Below are 17,509 nucleotides of genomic sequence, written 5' to 3'. Positions count from 1 at the left end.
TTGATTCTCCTTTTAATTGTGGCTAATTAATTTAGCTAAAGTTGCTGGATATAAAACATGCTCGAGGGCATGAATTTTTGTTGCTAAAGTCGTAATCGTATCAGTTGGTTCAATAGTGACAGCTTGTTGGGCAATGATCGTCCCACTATCAATCCCGCTATCGACGTAATGAATCGTCACCCCAGTTTGGGATACTTGGGCCGCCAAAGCATCATCAATGCCATGCCGTCCAGGAAACGCGGGTAATAATGATGGATGAATATTAATTATTTTATTCGGATAGGTCGCCAGTAACGTACCAGTAATAATGCGCATAAAACCCGCTAAAGCAATTAATTCCACCGCATACTTTTGTAATTCTGTAACTAAAGCAGCTTCGGCTAATTCTTTCGTGGCAAAATCTTTATATTTAAGGTGAAAAACGGGAATATTACGTTCAGCTGCCCGTTGCACGACAGGCGCATTAATTTTATCGACCACTAAAACTTCAATTTGGGCATCTAACTGGTCGTTTGCAATCGCATCAGCAATCGCCACAAAATTGGAACCAGTCCCAGATGCAAAGATTGCTAATCTAGTTGGCATAATTTAAAGCTCCTTGCATGGTTACTTGGTGAGTATCGTCCGGTACAACTTGACCTAAAACGCTAACCGTTTCACCATGGGTGCTTAAGTGGGCCATAACAGCCGCCACATCAGCTGGGCGGACAATTAATGTAAAGCCAATGCCGAGATTAAAGGTCCGTAACATTTCCGTAGTTGATAAGTCACCTAATTGGCCAAGCCGTTTAAAGATGGCCGGGATTTGCCAACTTTGACTATCGAGTTGAGCTCCTAAATTAGCACCAAGGGCCCGGGGTAAGTTTTCTAATAGCCCACCACCAGTAATATGCGCGGCAGCAACAACTAAGCCTTGTTCAATTAATGGTAGGACTGTTTGAATATATAGCTTAGTGGGCGTCAACAAAGTTGCTTGGTCAGGCATGCTTAAATCCGCCCATTGTTTAGCTTGATCGGTTAATAATAGTTTACGGACTAATGAATAACCGTTTGAATGTAAACCACTCGATGCCAAGCCTAAAATAACGTCGCCAGCTTGGACATTGTCGGGATTTAATAACTTGGCTTGATCAGCAATACCCACAGCAAAACCGGCTAAGTCATAGTGATTCTTAGCATATAAATCTGGTAGTTCGGCCGTTTCACCGCCAATCAAAGCCATTTGGGCTGCTTGGCAAGCTTGGGCAATTCCGGTAACAATTTCCGCAACTTTGGCCGGTTCAACCGTATTAATCCCCATATAATCAAGCATGAATAATGGTTTTGCTCCTTGAGCTAAAATATCATTAGCCACCATCGCAACTAGATCTTGGCCAATCGTAGCATGTTGATTGGCCGCAATTGCTAATAATAACTTTGAGCCAACCCCATCAGCCCCAGAAATCAAAACGGGTTGCTGATAGCCCGTTGGTAATTTAAAAAGGCTCCCAAATCCACCTAAACCAGCTAATACATTGGCATTTTGCGTTGCATTCACGGCCCCTTGCATCAATTCAACGGCTTTATTACCGGCCGCAATATCTACTCCGGCTGTAGCGTATGCATCTTGCATGTTGGTTCCTCCATGTAATCAACTAAGTGGGCATCTTCAAAGGCTTGCATTGATTCAGCATAATCATAAATTGGTGATGGATAATGACCATCAAAGTACGCCGTTGTCAAACCAGTCCCACTTGCTTGTTCTTGTAAGCCAATCGCATCAACTAAGCCATCAACACTTAAGAAGGCTAAACTATCGGCTTCAATTTTAGCGGTCATTTCGGCTAATGAATAATTAGCAGCCATGAGTTCCGCTGTTGTTTGCATATCAATCCCATAAAATGAAGGATATTTAAAGGCGGGCGAGGCGATCCGGACATGGACTTCTTTTGCACCTGCTTCGCGTAACATCCGGACAATATACATTGACGTTGTTCCCCGAACGATTGAGTCATCAACTAAGACAACCCGTTTATCCTTGACTACGCTGGAAACAGCTGAAAGTTTCATTTTAACGGCATGTTCACGACGTTCTTGCGTAGGTTCAATAAAAGTTCGTGCAATATATTGATTCTTAACGAGGCCCATTTCATTTGGTAAATGTAATGCTTCGGCAAACCCAGAAGCCGCTGACAGAGATGAATTGGGGACGCCGACAACAATATCGGCTGCCACCGGTTGTTCCGCAGCTAAATTAGCCCCCATCCGTTTCCGTGCTGTGTGAACATTAACACCATAAATATCAGAATCAGGACGAGCAAAGTAAATATATTCCATGGCATCGATATGTAAATCCGTGGCATCGGTGTAATAATCAATTTGCATCCCCGTATTATCAATTTTTATTAATTCACCTGGTTGGACATTACGAATTAATTTAGCCCCAACAACGTTTAAAGCAGCACTTTCACTAGCCGCGACATATTGACCAGTTGGTAGTTGACCGATAACAAATGGCCGGAAGCCGTGGGGATCTAACGCTGCATACAAAGCATCGGGTGTTAATAATAAGAAGGCAAAGCCCCCGCGTAGTTGATTAAGAGCTTCTTTGACTTTATCGGTAAATGTTGGGGCTTGTGAGCGCCGAATTAAGTGCATTAAGATTTCAGAATCTGAAGTTGATTGAAAAATTGCCCCTTGGTCTTCTAATTCACGCCGCAATGTTACTTGGTTAGTTAAGTTACCATTGTGGGCTAACGCCAGTTGACTATCACTAAAGTGAGCTAATAGTGGTTGAATGTTTTCAATACTATTAGAGCCAGATGTGGCATACCGGACATGACCAATTGCTGAAGTGGCCCCCATGATGTCACGCAACCGATCACCTTTGCTAAAGACATCAGCTAACAAACCTAAGCCACGTTCTTGTCGTAAGCGACCATCAATATTCGCCACAATCCCGGCACCTTCTTGCCCCCGGTGTTGCAAGGCATGGAGCCCATAGTATGTCACTTCAGCAGCTTCCGTTGTCCCCCAAATTCCAAAAATTCCACATTCTTCATTTAACCCATTCACTGTGGTTTGCATTACTTTAGTAACCATCCAATTGCTTCTTTCCAGCTCGTGTAAGCTTCATTTTCTAAAATTTCAGTTGTTCCATCAGTCGTTGTCAATTTGAAAGTGCCATTATCCGTTACCTGCCCCATTAATTGAGCGGCAGTCCCCATATGCGCTTCAAAAGCAGCTTGATGGGCGGGATTAACTGACACAATAAAACGACTTTGGGTTTCACTAAACAATAAGGCGTCACTTAAATTAACGGCAACATCAAAGCCTAAATGTTGATCAAAGGCCGCTTCGGCTAAACCAACTGCCAAGCCACCTTCAGATAAATCATGCGCACTAGTGATTAAACCAGCTTGAATGGCCGATAAGACAAGTTGTTGGTTCGTTAATTCTGCTTCGGCATCAAAGGCAAATAATTGACCGTTGATTGTGCCCGTTTGCATTTTTTGAATTTCTGAACCATTAAAGGCTGCCGTCGTTGTCCCAACAACATAAATCGCATCACCAGCTTGTTTGAAACCTTGGGTCATAATCGTTTGGTTATCAGCATGTAATCCAACCATTCCAACCATCGGTGTTGGATAAATCGCTTCATCGTTATATTCGTTATACAGCGAGACATTTCCCGAAATCACCGGCGTGTTTAAAGCTTGGGCCATCTGATTGATTCCAGCAACAGATTGAGCTAATTCATAATAAACTTCTGGATTGTCAGGATTACCAAAATTCAAGCAATCCGTAATCCCAATTGGCAAGGCCCCAGAAGCAACAATATTACGCGCCGCTTCAGCCATTGCCATTTGACCACCAACAAACGGATCAAGATACAAGTAACGACCATTAACGTCCGTTGTCATCGCTAAGGCTTTCTTAGTGCCCCGAATGCGTACAACCGCTGCATCACTACCTGGCCGAACAACCGTGTTAGTTTGCACCATTGAATCAAAGTGTCGGTAAAGGCTAGCTTTAGATGCAATTGTTGCTTGTTGCAAAATTTGTAAATATGTTTGTTTTAAATCATCAATTTTTGGTACAAATTGTTCTTTAGCCGCATTTTGTAAACGCTTAGGAGCAACGGCTGGTAAATTATACTTCGGTGCCGTTGTTAAATCTTGAGCATCAATTTGTGCGACAATTTCACCATTGAAATCAAGGCGATACATCCCATCATCGGTTACTTTTCCAATGACGACTGACTCTAAACCATACTCAGCAAATAAAGATATTGCTTTAGATTCACTGCCTTTTTTAATCACTAAGAGCATCCGTTCTTGTGATTCAGAAAGCATCAATTCATATGGTGTCATATTAGCTTCACGTTGTGGTACCAAATCAAGATTTAAATGTACTCCCATCCCCGCTTTTGAAGCCATTTCAGCAGATGAAGAAACTAAGCCAGCTGCACCCATATCTTGAATCCCAATCACATCTTCTGGATAGCGTTTAACAATCGCAATCGTGGCATCCATAACTAGTTTTTCAGTGAACGGATCGCCAACTTGGACTGCAGAACGATCAGATTCTTCTTCATCAGAGAAGGCCGCTGAGGCAAAAGTGGCTCCATGAATCCCATCACGCCCAGTTTTAGCACCGACATACAAAATTGCGTTATCAACCCCTTTGGCTTGGCCAACTTTCATCGCATCTTGGTCAAGTAAACCCACTGCCATCACATTAACTAACGGATTACCAGCATAAGTTTTATCAAAGGCAATTTCACCACCCACCGTTGGGATTCCAATGGCATTACCATAACCAGCAATTCCAGCAATGACTTCATTAATTAAATACTTAGTCCGTTCGTTATCAATTTCACCAAACCGTAAGCTATCTAAAACGGCGATTGGTTGGGCCCCCATCGAAAAGATATCGCGTAAAATTCCGCCGACACCAGTTGCCGCACCTTCATATGGTTCAACAGCGGATGGGTGATTGTGACTTTCGGCCTTAAAAACCACCGCTTGATTATCACCAATATCTAAAATACCCGCACCTTCACCAGGTCCTTGAAGAACGCGTTCATTTTTTGACCAAAATGTGCGTAAAACTGGTTTTGATTTTTTATATGAACAGTGTTCACTCCACATGGCTGCAAACAAACCCGTTTCAGTATAGTTGGGTAAGCGGTCGAGCTTTTGGCATACTAATTCGTATTCCGCATCCGTTAACCCCCATGGCAAGTAAATTTTTTGATCGCGAATTTCAGTTGGAGTTGGTTCTGTGTACGTGTGTATCATGCCTTAATGGCCTCCTGTTGGTTTACTAAACTAGCAATAATTGAACTAAAGAAAGCCCGGCCATCAACATTGCCAAGTAAAGCATCAACGGCACGTTCGGGGTGGGGCATCATGCCAAAGACATTCCCGTTGACATTCGTCACACCGGCAATATCAGCGATTGACCCATTAGGATTGTCAGTATATGTAAATAAAATTTGTTGATTGGCTTGCATGGTCGCTAACGTTGCCGCATCAACATAGTAATTTCCTTCACCGTGAGCAATCGGGAATTGATTGATGCTCTTAGTAAAGGCGTTAGTAAATTTGGAAGTCGTATTAACCACCTTTAAGCCCGTAATATCGCAGATAAAGCCTGGTTGGGTATTCGTTTGTAAGGCCCCTGGTAACAACCCGGCTTCGGTTAAAATTTGAAAACCATTACAAATGCCGACAATTATTTTACCTTGTTGATCAGCGGCTTTAATGGCTGCCATCACTGGCGCAAAACGTGCAATGGCTCCCGTCCGCAAGTAATCGCCGTATGAGAATCCCCCTGGGATAAAAATTGCATCATAGGCGCTTAAATCAGTTATCGTGGCTGGTAAAATTTCAGTTTCAATTTGAAATTCATCAACCAAGGCATGGTACATGTCTAAATCACAGTTAGAACCAGGAAACGTAATTACAGCGGCTTTCATTAATTCACTCCTATTCAGTAATGGCTTCAATTTCGTAACGGAAAACTTCCATATTCACATTGATTAGTAACTTTTCACTAAATGATTCAACTTCCTTTGCAGCACTCGTAGCATCCGAACTTGATAATTTAATTTCAAAGTACTTACCCATTACGACATCTTCAATTCCTGTATACTCCATCCGTTGTAAAGCATCCTTGACAGTTTCACCTTTAGGATCAAGAATTGACGGCTTATACGTTACATAAATTTTAGCTAAAAACATTAGTTATTCTCCTCAGTCAATTTTGTAAATAATTTTTGTAAACGTGTTAACACAATTTGATATCCAACCGTGACATCACCTAAATTATTCCGGAAAACATCTTTATCTAATGAATTCCCAGTCACATCATCAATAAGGCGCATATTATCTGGTGAAAGTTCATCGGCTAAAATCAACTGGTGTTCAGTTGTATACCCAAATTCCAATTTAAAATCAACTAATGTGATACCAATCTCTTTAAATAAGTTACTTAATAAAATATTGACCATATCAGCTTGTTGTCGCATCAACTTTAATTCTGTTTGTGTTGCAATTGCTAAGGCGATAATTTGTTCATCATTCATAAACGGATCATCTAAAGCATCATCCTTAAAATAGAATTCATGTACACTTGGTACTAAATGTTGCATGCTAGGGGCATTATATTTCGTTACAAAATGGCCAGCCGCGTAGTTACGGACAACAACCTCAATCGGTAAAATTGTAACTCGTTGAACAAGCTGAACCGTTGTTGAAATTTGTTTTAAGTAATGATTTGTAACACCTTGACTTGTTAGGTACTTAAATAATAAATCTGAAATAGCACTATTTAACTGTCCTTTATTTGCAATCTGTTCTTTACGTTTACCATTTAATGCTGTTGCTTGGTTCGTATATTCAACCCATAAAACATCTGGCTCATTAGTTCCATAAACATTCTTAGCTTTACCGGTATATAAAAGCGACCCTTTTTCCATTTTTTTATTCCTCATTATCTATTAGCCATGTTAAATTTTTATTGATATTTTTCTCACCCAAAACTGTATAGTGGCCTAACTTACGACCGAGTCGAATCTCAGCTTTCCCATAATCATGAAAATGCCATTCTGCATGACTGTTTAATTGTTTACGGGCAGTTACTAACTGTTCACCTAATAAATTATGCATTAAAGCGGGAGCTATCATTGTTAATTTATCAATTGGCAATCCTGTAATGCTTCGAATATGTCCCTCAAATTGTGAAACATTCATGGCCTCAATTGAGTAATGACCTGAATTATGTGGGCGTGGTGCTAATTCATTTACTAACACTTCATTAGTAGTTGTCACAAACATTTCAATTCCTAAAACACCTCGTAAATTAAATGCTTGGGCTAACGTGTGCGCAATTTGGTTAACTTGATTAGTAACTTCTATTGTGACATCAGCTGGCGCAATGGTTGTTTGTAAAATATGATTAGCATGCTTATTTTCAACCACAGGCCAGATACGGACATTTTCATTACCGTCAATTGTTACCATTACTGAAATTTCCTTTTCAAAACTAATTCGCTGTTCCAAGATAGCTGGGGCATCACGATATAATTCAGCAGCCGCTTTAATATCGGCAATAGTATTAACATCACATTGACCATGCCCATCATATCCACCAGTTGTTGTCTTTAAGATACCCGGTAAACATTTCTCAATTGCACTTTGCTTTTCAAGTAATGTTTTTACTGAAATTTCAATAAAGTTTACTGTAGGAATTCCTAATGATTGCAAATTATTCTTTTCTATCAAACGATTTCGAGTTAACCGTAATAATTCAGTTCCTTGTGGAAGTTCAGTAATTTGTGTGACACTATTTAAAGCATCTAAATCGATATTTTCAAATTCATACGTTAAAACATCAACCCGTTTAGCAAAATCAGTTAAAGCTGCTTGATCATTGTAAGCGGCTATGATTTGAAAATCACTTACTTGACCCGCTGGTGAATTAGGTGTTGGATCAAGAATACCAACATGATAGCCCATACTTTTTGCACTTACGGCCAACATTTGTCCCAGTTGCCCACCACCAATAATCCCTATAGTTTGTGGTGGTAATATTGTCTTAATCATTAAGTTGTTCCTCACTTGCACAAGCTGTAGCTGTTTGTTGTTGCCGGAAACTCACTAGTTTAACTGCTACATTTTCATCTGAAATTGCTATCATTTGGGCAGCTAAGAGAGCCGCATTTTTAGCTCCAGCAGTTCCAATAGCAACAGTTGCAACAGGTACCCCTGCTGGCATTTGAACAATTGAAAGTAGAGAATCTAACCCGTTTAAAGCTTTAGACTGAATCGGAACTCCAATGACTGGTAAGGTAGTATTAGCCGCTAACATCCCTGGTAAATGAGCTGCTCCACCTGCACCTGCGATAATAACTTGGTATCCATTTTTACGAGCCGATAAGCTAAAAGCTTGTAGCTCGGTTGGCATACGATGGGCTGAAATAACATGTTTAGTAAATTCAATTCCTAGTTGAGATAAAATCTCTGTACTTAACCGCATCGTTGGCCAATCAGATACTGAGCCCATAATAACCGCAACTTTCACTTTAATTCTCCTTTTATGGTTCGTGTTTTTTTATAACATCTAATTAATATAGCTATAATAACCAAAAAAAGAGACTAAATCAATACATTTATTGTATTTTATCTATTTATAGTTCGTGTTTATTGCAAAAAAGCACGAAAAAAGGCTAATCTTAGATGAAAGATTAGCCTTTTTTAATATTTATAATTTAATAATTTTTAGTTTAAACGCCCTGCAAAAGTTGGTGCACCCATATGATTAATATTGACCCCAACACGTGGATTAACAGCATTAATAAAATTACCATTACCTAAAGAAATCGCTACGTGATAAGAACGGCCACGACTTCCCCAAAATAAAAGATCACCAGCTTTAGCATCACGAACATTGATTGGCCGAACAACTAGAGATTGTTGTTGTGCAGTTCGTGGTAAATTTTTACCTGCGGCCATTCGGAAGACATATTGAACAAAACCAGAACAATCAAAGCCACGTGGTGTCGTTCCACCCCATACATAGCGGGTACCGACAGAACGACGTGCATAGTTAGCTACATTTGCATACTTATTTTGCGTATTACTTACGTGATTGGCACTAGCAGTTACTTGGGTTGTGGCAATGGTTGTGGCACTAATACCAAGAATAATAGCGGTAGTTAAAAATAATGTTCGTAGTTTTTTCATTTTATAATCTTCCTTTAAATAGTTAAATTTTTATTTATTTTTATAATATATTATATAGTACTAAATCAAGATAACGATTTGATTACAATCATGCAACATTTATAAGTAATATTATTAAAAAGTGAGCTATTTTTTTGAAAATTATATTACTAACAAAAAAGCCTTAATTCCTAGGAATTAAGGCTTTTTATCAGTAATTAAAGTCAAGTAAACTTAACTTAATTAATCCATCGAATGGGCTTAAATTACTTAGTAAACTTAGCATCGTGGAATTTCTTCATGATGCCAGCTTTTGAAAGAAGGTTCTTTACAGTATCTGAAGGTTGAGCACCGTTGTTCAACCAGTTCATGATGCTTTCTTCTTCCAACTTAACTTCTGCTGGTTCAACCAATGGGTTGTAAGTACCAACAGTTTCGATGAAGCGACCATCACGTGGTGAACGTGAGTCAGCAACAACGACACGGTAAAATGGGCGCTTTTTAGAACCCATACGTTTAAGACGAATCTTAACTGCCATAATATAATTTCCTCCTGTAATTTATCTACGAGTAATAATATACCAAATAAATCGACACGTGTAAAGCTTTTTTACTTTACACGTGTCATTTTTTTATTAATTTATTTCTAAACCAAAGTTATCTCATCAAATTCACCGAGCTCCAAAGGATGTTGAGGTTGCCAAAGCACCCATAATTGCCCCTATGGTACTCTGACCATTGCCGCTACCACCGCCATTAGGAGTTTCTATTTTGGTCAAAATCGCACTAGGACTTGGACTATTTACCGGCATTTTTTTAACGGCTTGATCAGATTTACTAAAACCTATTTTACTACGAATTTCTTTAATTATTTTTTTTATAATTATAAATCGTGCTTCTTTAGCTTTTTGCTTATTGTTAACTTGCTTTCGTTGATATGCTTGTGTAGATGGTGTGTAACCTTTTGTTTGATTTGTACTTGGTTTGACGTCATTCAAGAATGCCTTAACTTTAGAATGCTGTTTTGTATTTACAGCATCTACTTGTTGGTCAGTAGTGGGGATCATACTTTGAATTAAGTTATTTACATCAAACGAAACAACATCTTTATCTGTGTAATTTTTTTGTAAGATAGCCTTGTTACTTCGCTCACTATCAGCTAGTGTTTGTCCCTTATTTATTATGTCAGTTGGCATCGGTATTTGCTTGTCTACAGGAACTACCATAAATGAAAGTACTGATTCAGCCGGTGTATCATTATTAATTACAAATACTTTAGGCCATGTTTGTAAATCTACAGGTTTAAGTCCATATTGGGCCAAAAGTTTCATATAAAATGCTTTGTTAAACATGATTCGTTCACCGACTTTACCTTGTAGTGTAATTATTCGCACAACCTGGTCATTTTGTTGATTAATAATGTGCAAATTAACTGTAACTGGCTTAATAGGTATTGGTGTATATGTCACAATTATTTGTCGTGTTTTATCATCAAACGTACCTGTAAGAGCTTTAATATTGCTAGTAAATCCCTTGACGTTAGGTATTTCAATTCGATAATTATCACCAAAGTATCCGCTTACGACTTTTCTTGGTAATAGTGGATGATGATGATTAGTCAAGAACACGACCTCAACATGGCCGATAAGTCTTTGGTAACTAAGTGATATATTTGTAGTATTTGCCTCAAAATTACCAGTTAAATTAGCAGAATTAGCAATATATTCATAGCCCGGTAATATAATTGGTTGTAACTGATAAGTGGTACCAAATTCACCACTTATCACTTTTTTGGGTGCCAGTTGTTGTCCATTTTGATCAAGGTAATTAATATTTATATCTGTAGTTATTGGTTGATAGACAACCGTTTGCTCTTCTTTTGGTAACTTAAATAAGCCTGTAATAACTGAGTTAGCCAGTACTGGCGTATAACCTGTTATTTTAGGCATGTCTGCCTGATAACTATCACCAATAAAGCCTGTTAGCACGATATCTGGTGCTAACATTTTACCATTGGCTGTCTTAAAATGAATTATTGACTCAGCCGGAATACGCGTATAGGTTAATACAATTGTTTTGTTTGTTATCCCAAAGCTCCCTGATAAAGGTATATTACTATTTATATATTGATAGTTAGCAATCGTTGACGGTACAATGCTATACGGCGTTAAATACGTGCCTGTAAGTATCGTTGGTGCTTGGAGTTGTTACCCATTTTCATCTTGATAAATGATATTCATATGAGTTGTAATGGGTTCAAATGTTAATGTTTGTTCATTAGCTCCAGCACGTAAATAGCCTGTAATTGTATTATTTTTAGTGTTAGGTGTATAGCCATTTACCGTTGGTATGTCTAAGTTAAACGCATCACCAGCTAAACCAGTGACCGTTTTATCTGGCGCAAGTTGATGCCCATTTTGATCAACAAAATGGACCGTCATCGAGCCGGTAGGGATTTGTTGATAAGTCAGCACAATGGTTTGATCTGCTTCTGCAAACTTACCATGCAGTTGATTACTACTGGTACGATATTGATAGCCATAAATACTAAGCGGCTGAATTACAAAAGGACTATTAACAGGCCCTATCATTGTTGTACTAGGACGTATTTCATGTCCATTTTCATCTTGATATTCAATTTTGAGATTACTTTTTTGAATTACTGATGTGTAATCAAATGATTGAAATTTGAATTGTTGCAAATTAAAATTAGCTCCAGTTGAGGCAGTCATCGCCAAAGCCATTGCTTGATTATTGCCAATCCATTCCGTGAGATTTTTAGTAAAAGTCTGCTCCCCATATTGAATTGTCATTACATGCGAATTACCGTCATATTGAACTTCTACTGGAATAAAATTATTATTTACAGGATTCGCGATTTTTTGTGCAGTTTTAAGATCTACTTCCGGGCTATTTTGTACATCATTACGTACAAAGGCAGCGTATGCTTGATTATTGGCAAACTCATCGGGATCATTGGGATTATGATATGTATCCCACTTGAACCCAAACGCACCTGGAATACCACCAAATCCTGTGGCAGCCCCACCTTGACCAATTTGGTCAATTTTGCCAGGATGAAAAACAATACTAACCCCATCAGCACCACCAGCATCCATTGACTTATTACCAAGATTTAATTGACCACTCAATTTAAAACTTTTATGCATGTCAATCTTTTTTTTTAAAGTAAAATTACCAACCTGGTCTCGTTGATTAGATGTCAAAGTAATAAGTTGATTGCCATTATTACTTTCACCAGCTAGCATAGTATCTTTATTTAACTTAAAATACTTTGAAAATTCACTGGCTGTGACTTGTGTCACATCATTGGTGACGTTATTATTAATCGTCGTTTGAGATACATCTGCTTGAAGATGTAATGGTGCTAGTATCATATAACCTTGCACAGCCAAACTCATTAACGCGGTAGAAATCAACAAATGACTTACTTTACTGTACCGGGCCATATTATTCCTCCTTGACGTGACGATACTTGCTTATTTTAGCTTGAGCAATCATATCACCTAGTTTTGCCCAATCCATTGCAGTTGGTGGTTTCACCCAGATCAATTGTTCGATTAATAATTGATCATTAAAATAATCACCTAAATAGATATCTGTTGTTTTTGTCACATGTGTGCTTATAACAACATTAATATTAATATATGTTTTAAATGTTTCAATCATAAATTGATTGACATATTGCCCACCTGAAAAATCAAAACATACTTCAATTTGGTCAAATTGGCTAATATCAAAATCAGAAACTAAAATATATGACATTAATTTAAAATATATCCGATCAATTTGATATTGTTCTGTTAAAACGTGTTGCTCCAACAAGGCCTTAATAACTTTATTTACTAGCCGATTTAACGTTGGATAAATATCCTCAAAATAACGTGTTCGAGTAATATCAAATTCAGCTGCAAATCCTTGCGTATAAAGTTCTGAAAAAATAATTTGTGTTGCACTCTTCACAAATTCTTGCTGCTTAGTTTGTGAACCAGTCTGTAAAAGCAACTGCATATTATGTGTAATAATGTCAACAATGGTTGCTAATTCAGTATTATAATCAGCCTTAATTTGTAAACTTGTCATTAATTCATCGACTAATAGCCCTTGTTCGAATAATATTTGGAGCAATAATTGAGCTTCTATAGTTGCCCTTTGCGTATCGCATTCAAGGATAACACTAAATTGTTTAACTAGCCCTACTGATGGGCTAACCCATAAATTAGTTGTGATAATCTCACGCGTCGGTACTGACATTCGGATTAACATAATTGCCATCAATAATTCAGCTTGTTGCTGCTGATTAGGACTTAATTGACTTTTGGTTGTTAATGCTACTAATTTTTGAATTTTCAACTGCTCCACATTATTCTCAATCGTTAGTTTGTACCCAAAATATGTATATAACGAAAATATAAATTGACGTGTCGTAATTTCAGCGTAAGTATGCCATTGATCAATTTGTAAATCTTTTAATAACCTTTTTTGCTTAGAATAATACGTTCGACTCCAACCAAAACTCACTTCTAATTCTTGTGCTCGTGGATAACGATTTTGATGTAATGTATTATCAATCAATATTTGTAGTGGTGCAAATTTGAAATAATATGCACGTAATTGCTGGATAAGCGCCCGTGAAACACATGGTTCAACGACCAACCAATTTTGTTCAATGGTTAACGCTTTTTGCTGCAATATAATCTCGGTATCATTATTAATACCATTAATTGACTCTTCAAATTTATAATTTGAAATTGCTAAGTGCTCTCGAATTACATCATTTCGAACATCATCATTACTTAAGCTCAGTACTAACTCTAGTATTTTAATCTTTAACTGATCTTGTTCAGGTAGAATACTAAGAAAGTCCATTCGCCCATCCCCCTTTTTACTATGCAAAATTAGATAAACCTATTTAACATAATACCAGTAAATAAAAAAAAGATTCAAAAAAATTGAATCGTTTTTTATTCGCCCCCCTCAAACCTGGCAATTATTATAGTGTATCTTATATGTGTTAGAAGAAAATGACAAAGGATACTAACAGGGATAATTGTAAATATAATCTCAAAATGATGCCTTCTTGGCCATCCCCCCGAATTAAATTAGTAGGCCCCCACCTACTAATTACCATCTTGATGACTATTATCTTTATCTCGTTTCCTTACAATATTTAGTATATAGCACATGCAAATAAAAAATGCTTTCAATTTTTTTGAAATTTCAAAAAAACGAAAGCATTTTCATATACAAAAGGTTATTTATAATTAACTTCTAAATTACCGACGTTTTTTGGCTTTTTTAAGTTTACGAGCCATTTGTTTCATAGCCAAATTACCTAAGCCATTAGCAACTTTCCCACCAAGGCCGCCCATACCTGGAATATTAGGCATTCCGGGCATTCCACCACCTTGACCCATCATATTCATCATATTTTGCATTTGTGGTGACATTTTACCATTCATTAAGCCACTCATCATCTTTTTCATTTCCATGAATTGTTTAATCATCCGGTTAACTTCCACCACTGGGCGCCCTGATCCAGCCGCCAAACGACGACGACGACTTGGATTTAATAAATCGGGATTTTCACGTTCAGCAGGAGTCATCGAAAAGACAATTGCTTTAATGTGTTCTAAATCTTTGGGATCAACGTTCATATTCTTAAGCGCTGGATTGTTAGCCATTCCAGGAATCATCTTCATGATATCTTCCAATGGTCCCATATTTTGAACTTGGTTTAATTGTTCAATAAAGTCATTAAAATCAAAAGTGTTTTCCTTCATCTTTTGCATTTGTTCTTCGGCTTGCTTCTCATCAAAGTCACGTTGTGCTTTTTCAATCAGCGTTAACATGTCTCCCATGCCTAAGATTCGTGAACTCATCCGATCTGGATAGAAGACATCCAAATCAGTCATTTTTTCACCTTGACCAACAAATTTGATTGGCTTACCAGTGACGGCCCGAATTGAAAGGGCCGCTCCACCACGGGTATCACCATCTAATTTTGTAAGAACGACCCCACTAACATCTAAGCGTTGGTCGAATCCTTGCGCCGTTTGAACAGCATTTTGTCCGGTCATAGCATCAATTACTAATAAGATTTCATCTGGTTGAGCAATCGTTTTGATGTCCGCCAATTCATCCATTAATAATTCATCAATTTGTAAGCGACCAGCCGTATCAATAAATACATAATCATTTTTGTTTTCAGCTGCTTGTGCTAACCCTTGTTTAACAATTTCACGTGGATTAACATCAGTCCCCATGCTAAAGACCGGAATCTCCATATCATGACCAAGTTTTGCTAATTGGTCAATGGCCGCTGGTCGGTAAATATCGGCGGCAATCAATAATGGCCGCGCTTTTTGTTCATTTTTAAGCTTTAACGCTAATTTACCAACAGTAGTTGTCTTACCAGCCCCTTGTAACCCAGCCATCATAATGACCGTTGGAACTTTTGGGCTCTTATTAAGTGGGACTGCTTCCTCACCCATCATCTTAGTTAATTCTTCATCAACGATTTTAACTATTTGTTGTGCTGGATTAAGTCCTTCTAGAATATTGGTCCCTGCAGCACGATCACGTACAGTTTTAATAAAAGTTTTGACAACTTCAAAGTTAACATCGGCCTCAAGTAACGCTAAACGAATTTCACGCATTGTTTCGCGTAAGTCAGCGTCAGTTACTTTACCTTTACGGCGTAAACCTGAAATTGCCTTTTGGAGACGTTCAGTTAGTCCTTCAAAAGCCATTTTTTATACCTCGTTTATTCTTCATCAATTTTTGTAATTTGTGCAACAAGTTGGCTTAATTGCTGGTCAGTGGGATAATGTTTATCGATATATTGATTTAGCGTCGTTAATATATTCGTACGCCGCTCAAAATCCTTAAGTAAGTGTAATTTATCTTCATAGCTTTCCAATAACTTTTCAGTCCGTTTAAGATTATCATAAACAGCTTGTCTGCTAACGGTAAATTCTTCAGCAATTTCACCTAAAGAATAATCATCACCGTAATACAATTCCATATATTCATTTTGTTTAACTGTTAAAAGCGGTTGATAAAACTCAAATAACAAGTTAACCCGATTATTCTTTTCAATTTCCATTATTAGCCTCAACTTTAATCAATTAAACCCTTAAATAGGCCTTGAACAAATTGGTCAGGACTAAAGGTACGTAAATCAGTCGCCTTTTCACCAAGTCCGACCCATTTAACCGGCAAGTGCATTTCATTGCGAATTGCTAAAATAATTCCACCTTTGGCAGTTCCATCTAGCTTAGTTAAAACAATCCCTGTCACATCGGTAGATTCTTTAAACAATTTAGCTTGTTGCAAAGCATTCTGTCCAGTTGTCCCATCAAGTACAATCAATACTTCGTGTGGGGCAGTTGGTACTTCACGACTAATAATCCGCTTCATTTTAGCTAATTCTTGCATTAAGTTAACGTTGTTTTGCAATCGTCCAGCCGTATCAACAAACAAGACGTCATAACTTTCAGCCTTAGCTTTTTTAACCGCATCAAATACAACTGACGCCGGATCAACACGATCAGGTCCTGAAACAACGTCAACTCCATCACGACGGCCCCATTCTTGTAATTGTTGTGTAGCACCAGCACGGAAAGTATCTGCGGCGGCAAGTAACACTTTTTTACCTTCGGATTTATAAAGGTTAGCCATTTTACCAATTGTAGTTGTCTTACCAACTCCATTCACCCCAACAAATAAAATGATTGTTGGACCTTCTGAAGCAAAATGCATTGAAATATCTTCACCATTACCACTAGCTTCATAAATTTCAATTAACTTATCAACAATTACTTGGCGAATTGTTTCTTTATTTTTAGCATTCTTTAACTTAACTTCATCGCGTAGTTCATCACTGATTTGCATAGCAGTCTGATAACCAACATCAGCTTGAATTAAAGTATCTTCTAAATCTTCAAAGAAATCTTCATCAACAGAACGAAACTTGGCAAAGAAAGCATTTAAGCGTTCACCAAAAGATTTTCGTGATTTTTCTAAGCCTTTATCGTAAGCTTGTTCTTCACTAGTAGTTATCTGTTCAGTAACTGGCATGTCTGATTCCACTTCTAGTGTTGTTTCAGTGACCGTTGTGTCTGATTCCACTTCTGGTGTTGTTTCAGTGACCGTTGTGTCTGATTCCACTTCTGGTGTTGTTTCAGTAACCGTTGTGTCTGATTCCACTTCTGGTGTTGTTTCAGTAACCGTTGTGTCTGATTCCACTTCTGGTGTTGTTTCAGTAACCGTTGTGT

17 protein-coding genes and 1 pseudogene are annotated in these 17,509 nt (G+C 37.9%); all 18 read right to left on the bottom strand.

Going from position 1 to position 17,509, the window contains the following annotated elements; translation table 11 throughout:
• Positions 1-12: 12 nt before the first annotated feature.
• Positions 13-585: a phosphoribosylglycinamide formyltransferase gene (gene purN / locus HF964_RS07835; RefSeq protein WP_168722496.1), complete on the bottom strand. Its 573-nt coding sequence runs from the start codon at positions 583-585 to the stop codon at positions 13-15.
• The gene (purM, locus tag HF964_RS07830; protein ID WP_168722495.1) at positions 575-1,612 is read right to left on the bottom strand and encodes a phosphoribosylformylglycinamidine cyclo-ligase; all 1,038 of its coding nucleotides are present in this window, start codon (positions 1,610-1,612) and stop codon (positions 575-577) included. The genes purN and purM overlap by 11 nt, the downstream gene beginning before the upstream one ends.
• Positions 1,582-3,081 (bottom strand): amidophosphoribosyltransferase, encoded by a 1,500-nt coding sequence (gene purF, locus HF964_RS07825; RefSeq protein WP_168722494.1) that lies wholly within the window; start codon positions 3,079-3,081, stop codon positions 1,582-1,584. Before purF ends, purM begins: the two co-directional genes overlap by 31 nt.
• Positions 3,066-5,282 carry a phosphoribosylformylglycinamidine synthase subunit PurL gene (purL, locus tag HF964_RS07820; protein WP_168722493.1) on the bottom strand — a complete coding sequence of 739 codons (2,217 nt, stop codon included), beginning with the start codon at positions 5,280-5,282 and terminating at the stop codon, positions 3,066-3,068. Before purL ends, purF begins: the two co-directional genes overlap by 16 nt.
• Positions 5,279-5,962 carry a phosphoribosylformylglycinamidine synthase subunit PurQ gene (purQ, locus tag HF964_RS07815; RefSeq protein ID WP_168722492.1) on the bottom strand — a complete coding sequence of 228 codons (684 nt, stop codon included), beginning with the start codon at positions 5,960-5,962 and terminating at the stop codon, positions 5,279-5,281. The genes purL and purQ overlap by 4 nt, the downstream gene beginning before the upstream one ends.
• 10 nt (positions 5,963-5,972) lie before the next feature.
• Complete coding sequence (purS, locus tag HF964_RS07810) at positions 5,973-6,227, bottom strand: phosphoribosylformylglycinamidine synthase subunit PurS (protein ID WP_168722491.1); 255 nt, start codon at positions 6,225-6,227, stop codon at positions 5,973-5,975.
• The gene (locus HF964_RS07805) at positions 6,227-6,964 is read right to left on the bottom strand and encodes a phosphoribosylaminoimidazolesuccinocarboxamide synthase (protein WP_168722490.1); all 738 of its coding nucleotides are present in this window, start codon (positions 6,962-6,964) and stop codon (positions 6,227-6,229) included. The genes purS and HF964_RS07805 overlap by 1 nt, the downstream gene beginning before the upstream one ends.
• A 4-nt stretch (positions 6,965-6,968) precedes the next feature.
• Positions 6,969-8,090, bottom strand: coding sequence for a 5-(carboxyamino)imidazole ribonucleotide synthase (gene purK, locus HF964_RS07800; RefSeq protein WP_168722489.1), 1,122 nt, complete (start codon positions 8,088-8,090; stop codon positions 6,969-6,971).
• Entirely contained in the window at positions 8,083-8,568 is a 486-nt protein-coding gene (purE, locus tag HF964_RS07795) for a 5-(carboxyamino)imidazole ribonucleotide mutase (protein ID WP_338091095.1), read from the bottom strand. The genes purK and purE overlap by 8 nt, the downstream gene beginning before the upstream one ends.
• 197 nt (positions 8,569-8,765) lie before the next feature.
• A complete protein-coding gene (locus HF964_RS07790; protein WP_168722488.1) occupies positions 8,766-9,230 on the bottom strand; it encodes a C40 family peptidase in 465 nt (154 codons plus the stop codon).
• 245 nt (positions 9,231-9,475) lie between these two features.
• Positions 9,476-9,748 carry a 30S ribosomal protein S16 gene (gene rpsP, locus HF964_RS07785; protein WP_168722487.1) on the bottom strand — a complete coding sequence of 91 codons (273 nt, stop codon included), beginning with the start codon at positions 9,746-9,748 and terminating at the stop codon, positions 9,476-9,478.
• A gap of 132 nt (positions 9,749-9,880) precedes the next feature.
• Positions 9,881-11,242, bottom strand: a complete 1,362-nt coding sequence (locus HF964_RS07780) for a MucBP domain-containing protein (RefSeq protein WP_338091099.1) — start codon at positions 11,240-11,242, stop codon at positions 9,881-9,883.
• Positions 11,243-11,275: 33 nt separating this feature from the next.
• Positions 11,276-11,401: pseudogene (locus HF964_RS10120) on the bottom strand (hypothetical protein); the annotation flags it as partial.
• Between the two features lie 15 nt (positions 11,402-11,416).
• On the bottom strand, positions 11,417-12,679 hold the full coding sequence (locus tag HF964_RS07775) for a lectin-like domain-containing protein (protein ID WP_168722485.1): 1,263 nt from the start codon (positions 12,677-12,679) through the stop codon (positions 11,417-11,419).
• A 1-nt stretch (position 12,680) separates the two neighbouring features.
• On the bottom strand, positions 12,681-14,099 hold the full coding sequence (locus HF964_RS07770) for a hypothetical protein (protein ID WP_168722484.1): 1,419 nt from the start codon (positions 14,097-14,099) through the stop codon (positions 12,681-12,683).
• A 407-nt stretch (positions 14,100-14,506) separates the two neighbouring features.
• Positions 14,507-15,982: a signal recognition particle protein gene (ffh, locus tag HF964_RS07765; RefSeq protein WP_168722483.1), complete on the bottom strand. Its 1,476-nt coding sequence runs from the start codon at positions 15,980-15,982 to the stop codon at positions 14,507-14,509.
• A 14-nt stretch (positions 15,983-15,996) separates the two neighbouring features.
• Positions 15,997-16,338, bottom strand: a complete 342-nt coding sequence (locus HF964_RS07760) for a putative DNA-binding protein (protein WP_168722482.1) — start codon at positions 16,336-16,338, stop codon at positions 15,997-15,999.
• Positions 16,339-16,352: 14 nt separating this feature from the next.
• Positions 16,353-17,509, bottom strand: a 1,157-nt coding sequence (gene ftsY, locus HF964_RS07755; RefSeq protein WP_168722481.1) for a signal recognition particle-docking protein FtsY, incomplete at its 5' end; no start/stop codon positions are given.

Origin of the sequence: Periweissella fabalis (assembly GCF_012396505.1) — a bacterium.
GTDB lineage: Bacteria > Bacillota > Bacilli > Lactobacillales > Lactobacillaceae > Periweissella > Periweissella fabalis.
Note: the sequence above shows the minus strand (reverse complement) of the source record. Positions and strands in the feature narration are given on the sequence as shown.

What these genes read in the sequence shown, in the direction of transcription:
- purS (WP_168722491.1), bottom strand. Translation starts at nt 6,227, where the DNA reads ATGTTTTTAGCTAAAATTTATGTAACGTATAAGCCGTCAATTCTTGAT.
- ffh (WP_168722483.1), bottom strand. Translation starts at nt 15,982, where the DNA reads ATGGCTTTTGAAGGACTAACTGAACGTCTCCAAAAGGCAATTTCAGGT.
- purK (WP_168722489.1), bottom strand. Translation starts at nt 8,090, where the DNA reads ATGATTAAGACAATATTACCACCACAAACTATAGGGATTATTGGTGGT.
- purQ (WP_168722492.1), bottom strand. Translation starts at nt 5,962, where the DNA reads ATGAAAGCCGCTGTAATTACGTTTCCTGGTTCTAACTGTGATTTAGAC.
- purM (WP_168722495.1), bottom strand. Translation starts at nt 1,612, where the DNA reads ATGCAAGATGCATACGCTACAGCCGGAGTAGATATTGCGGCCGGTAAT.
- HF964_RS07790 (WP_168722488.1), bottom strand. Translation starts at nt 9,230, where the DNA reads ATGAAAAAACTACGAACATTATTTTTAACTACCGCTATTATTCTTGGT.
- purL (WP_168722493.1), bottom strand. Translation starts at nt 5,282, where the DNA reads ATGATACACACGTACACAGAACCAACTCCAACTGAAATTCGCGATCAA.
- rpsP (WP_168722487.1), bottom strand. Translation starts at nt 9,748, where the DNA reads ATGGCAGTTAAGATTCGTCTTAAACGTATGGGTTCTAAAAAGCGCCCA.
- purN (WP_168722496.1), bottom strand. Translation starts at nt 585, where the DNA reads ATGCCAACTAGATTAGCAATCTTTGCATCTGGGACTGGTTCCAATTTT.
- HF964_RS07760 (WP_168722482.1), bottom strand. Translation starts at nt 16,338, where the DNA reads ATGGAAATTGAAAAGAATAATCGGGTTAACTTGTTATTTGAGTTTTAT.
- HF964_RS07805 (WP_168722490.1), bottom strand. Translation starts at nt 6,964, where the DNA reads ATGGAAAAAGGGTCGCTTTTATATACCGGTAAAGCTAAGAATGTTTAT.
- HF964_RS07770 (WP_168722484.1), bottom strand. Translation starts at nt 14,099, where the DNA reads ATGGACTTTCTTAGTATTCTACCTGAACAAGATCAGTTAAAGATTAAA.
- HF964_RS07775 (WP_168722485.1), bottom strand. Translation starts at nt 12,679, where the DNA reads ATGGCCCGGTACAGTAAAGTAAGTCATTTGTTGATTTCTACCGCGTTA.
- purF (WP_168722494.1), bottom strand. Translation starts at nt 3,081, where the DNA reads ATGGTTACTAAAGTAATGCAAACCACAGTGAATGGGTTAAATGAAGAA.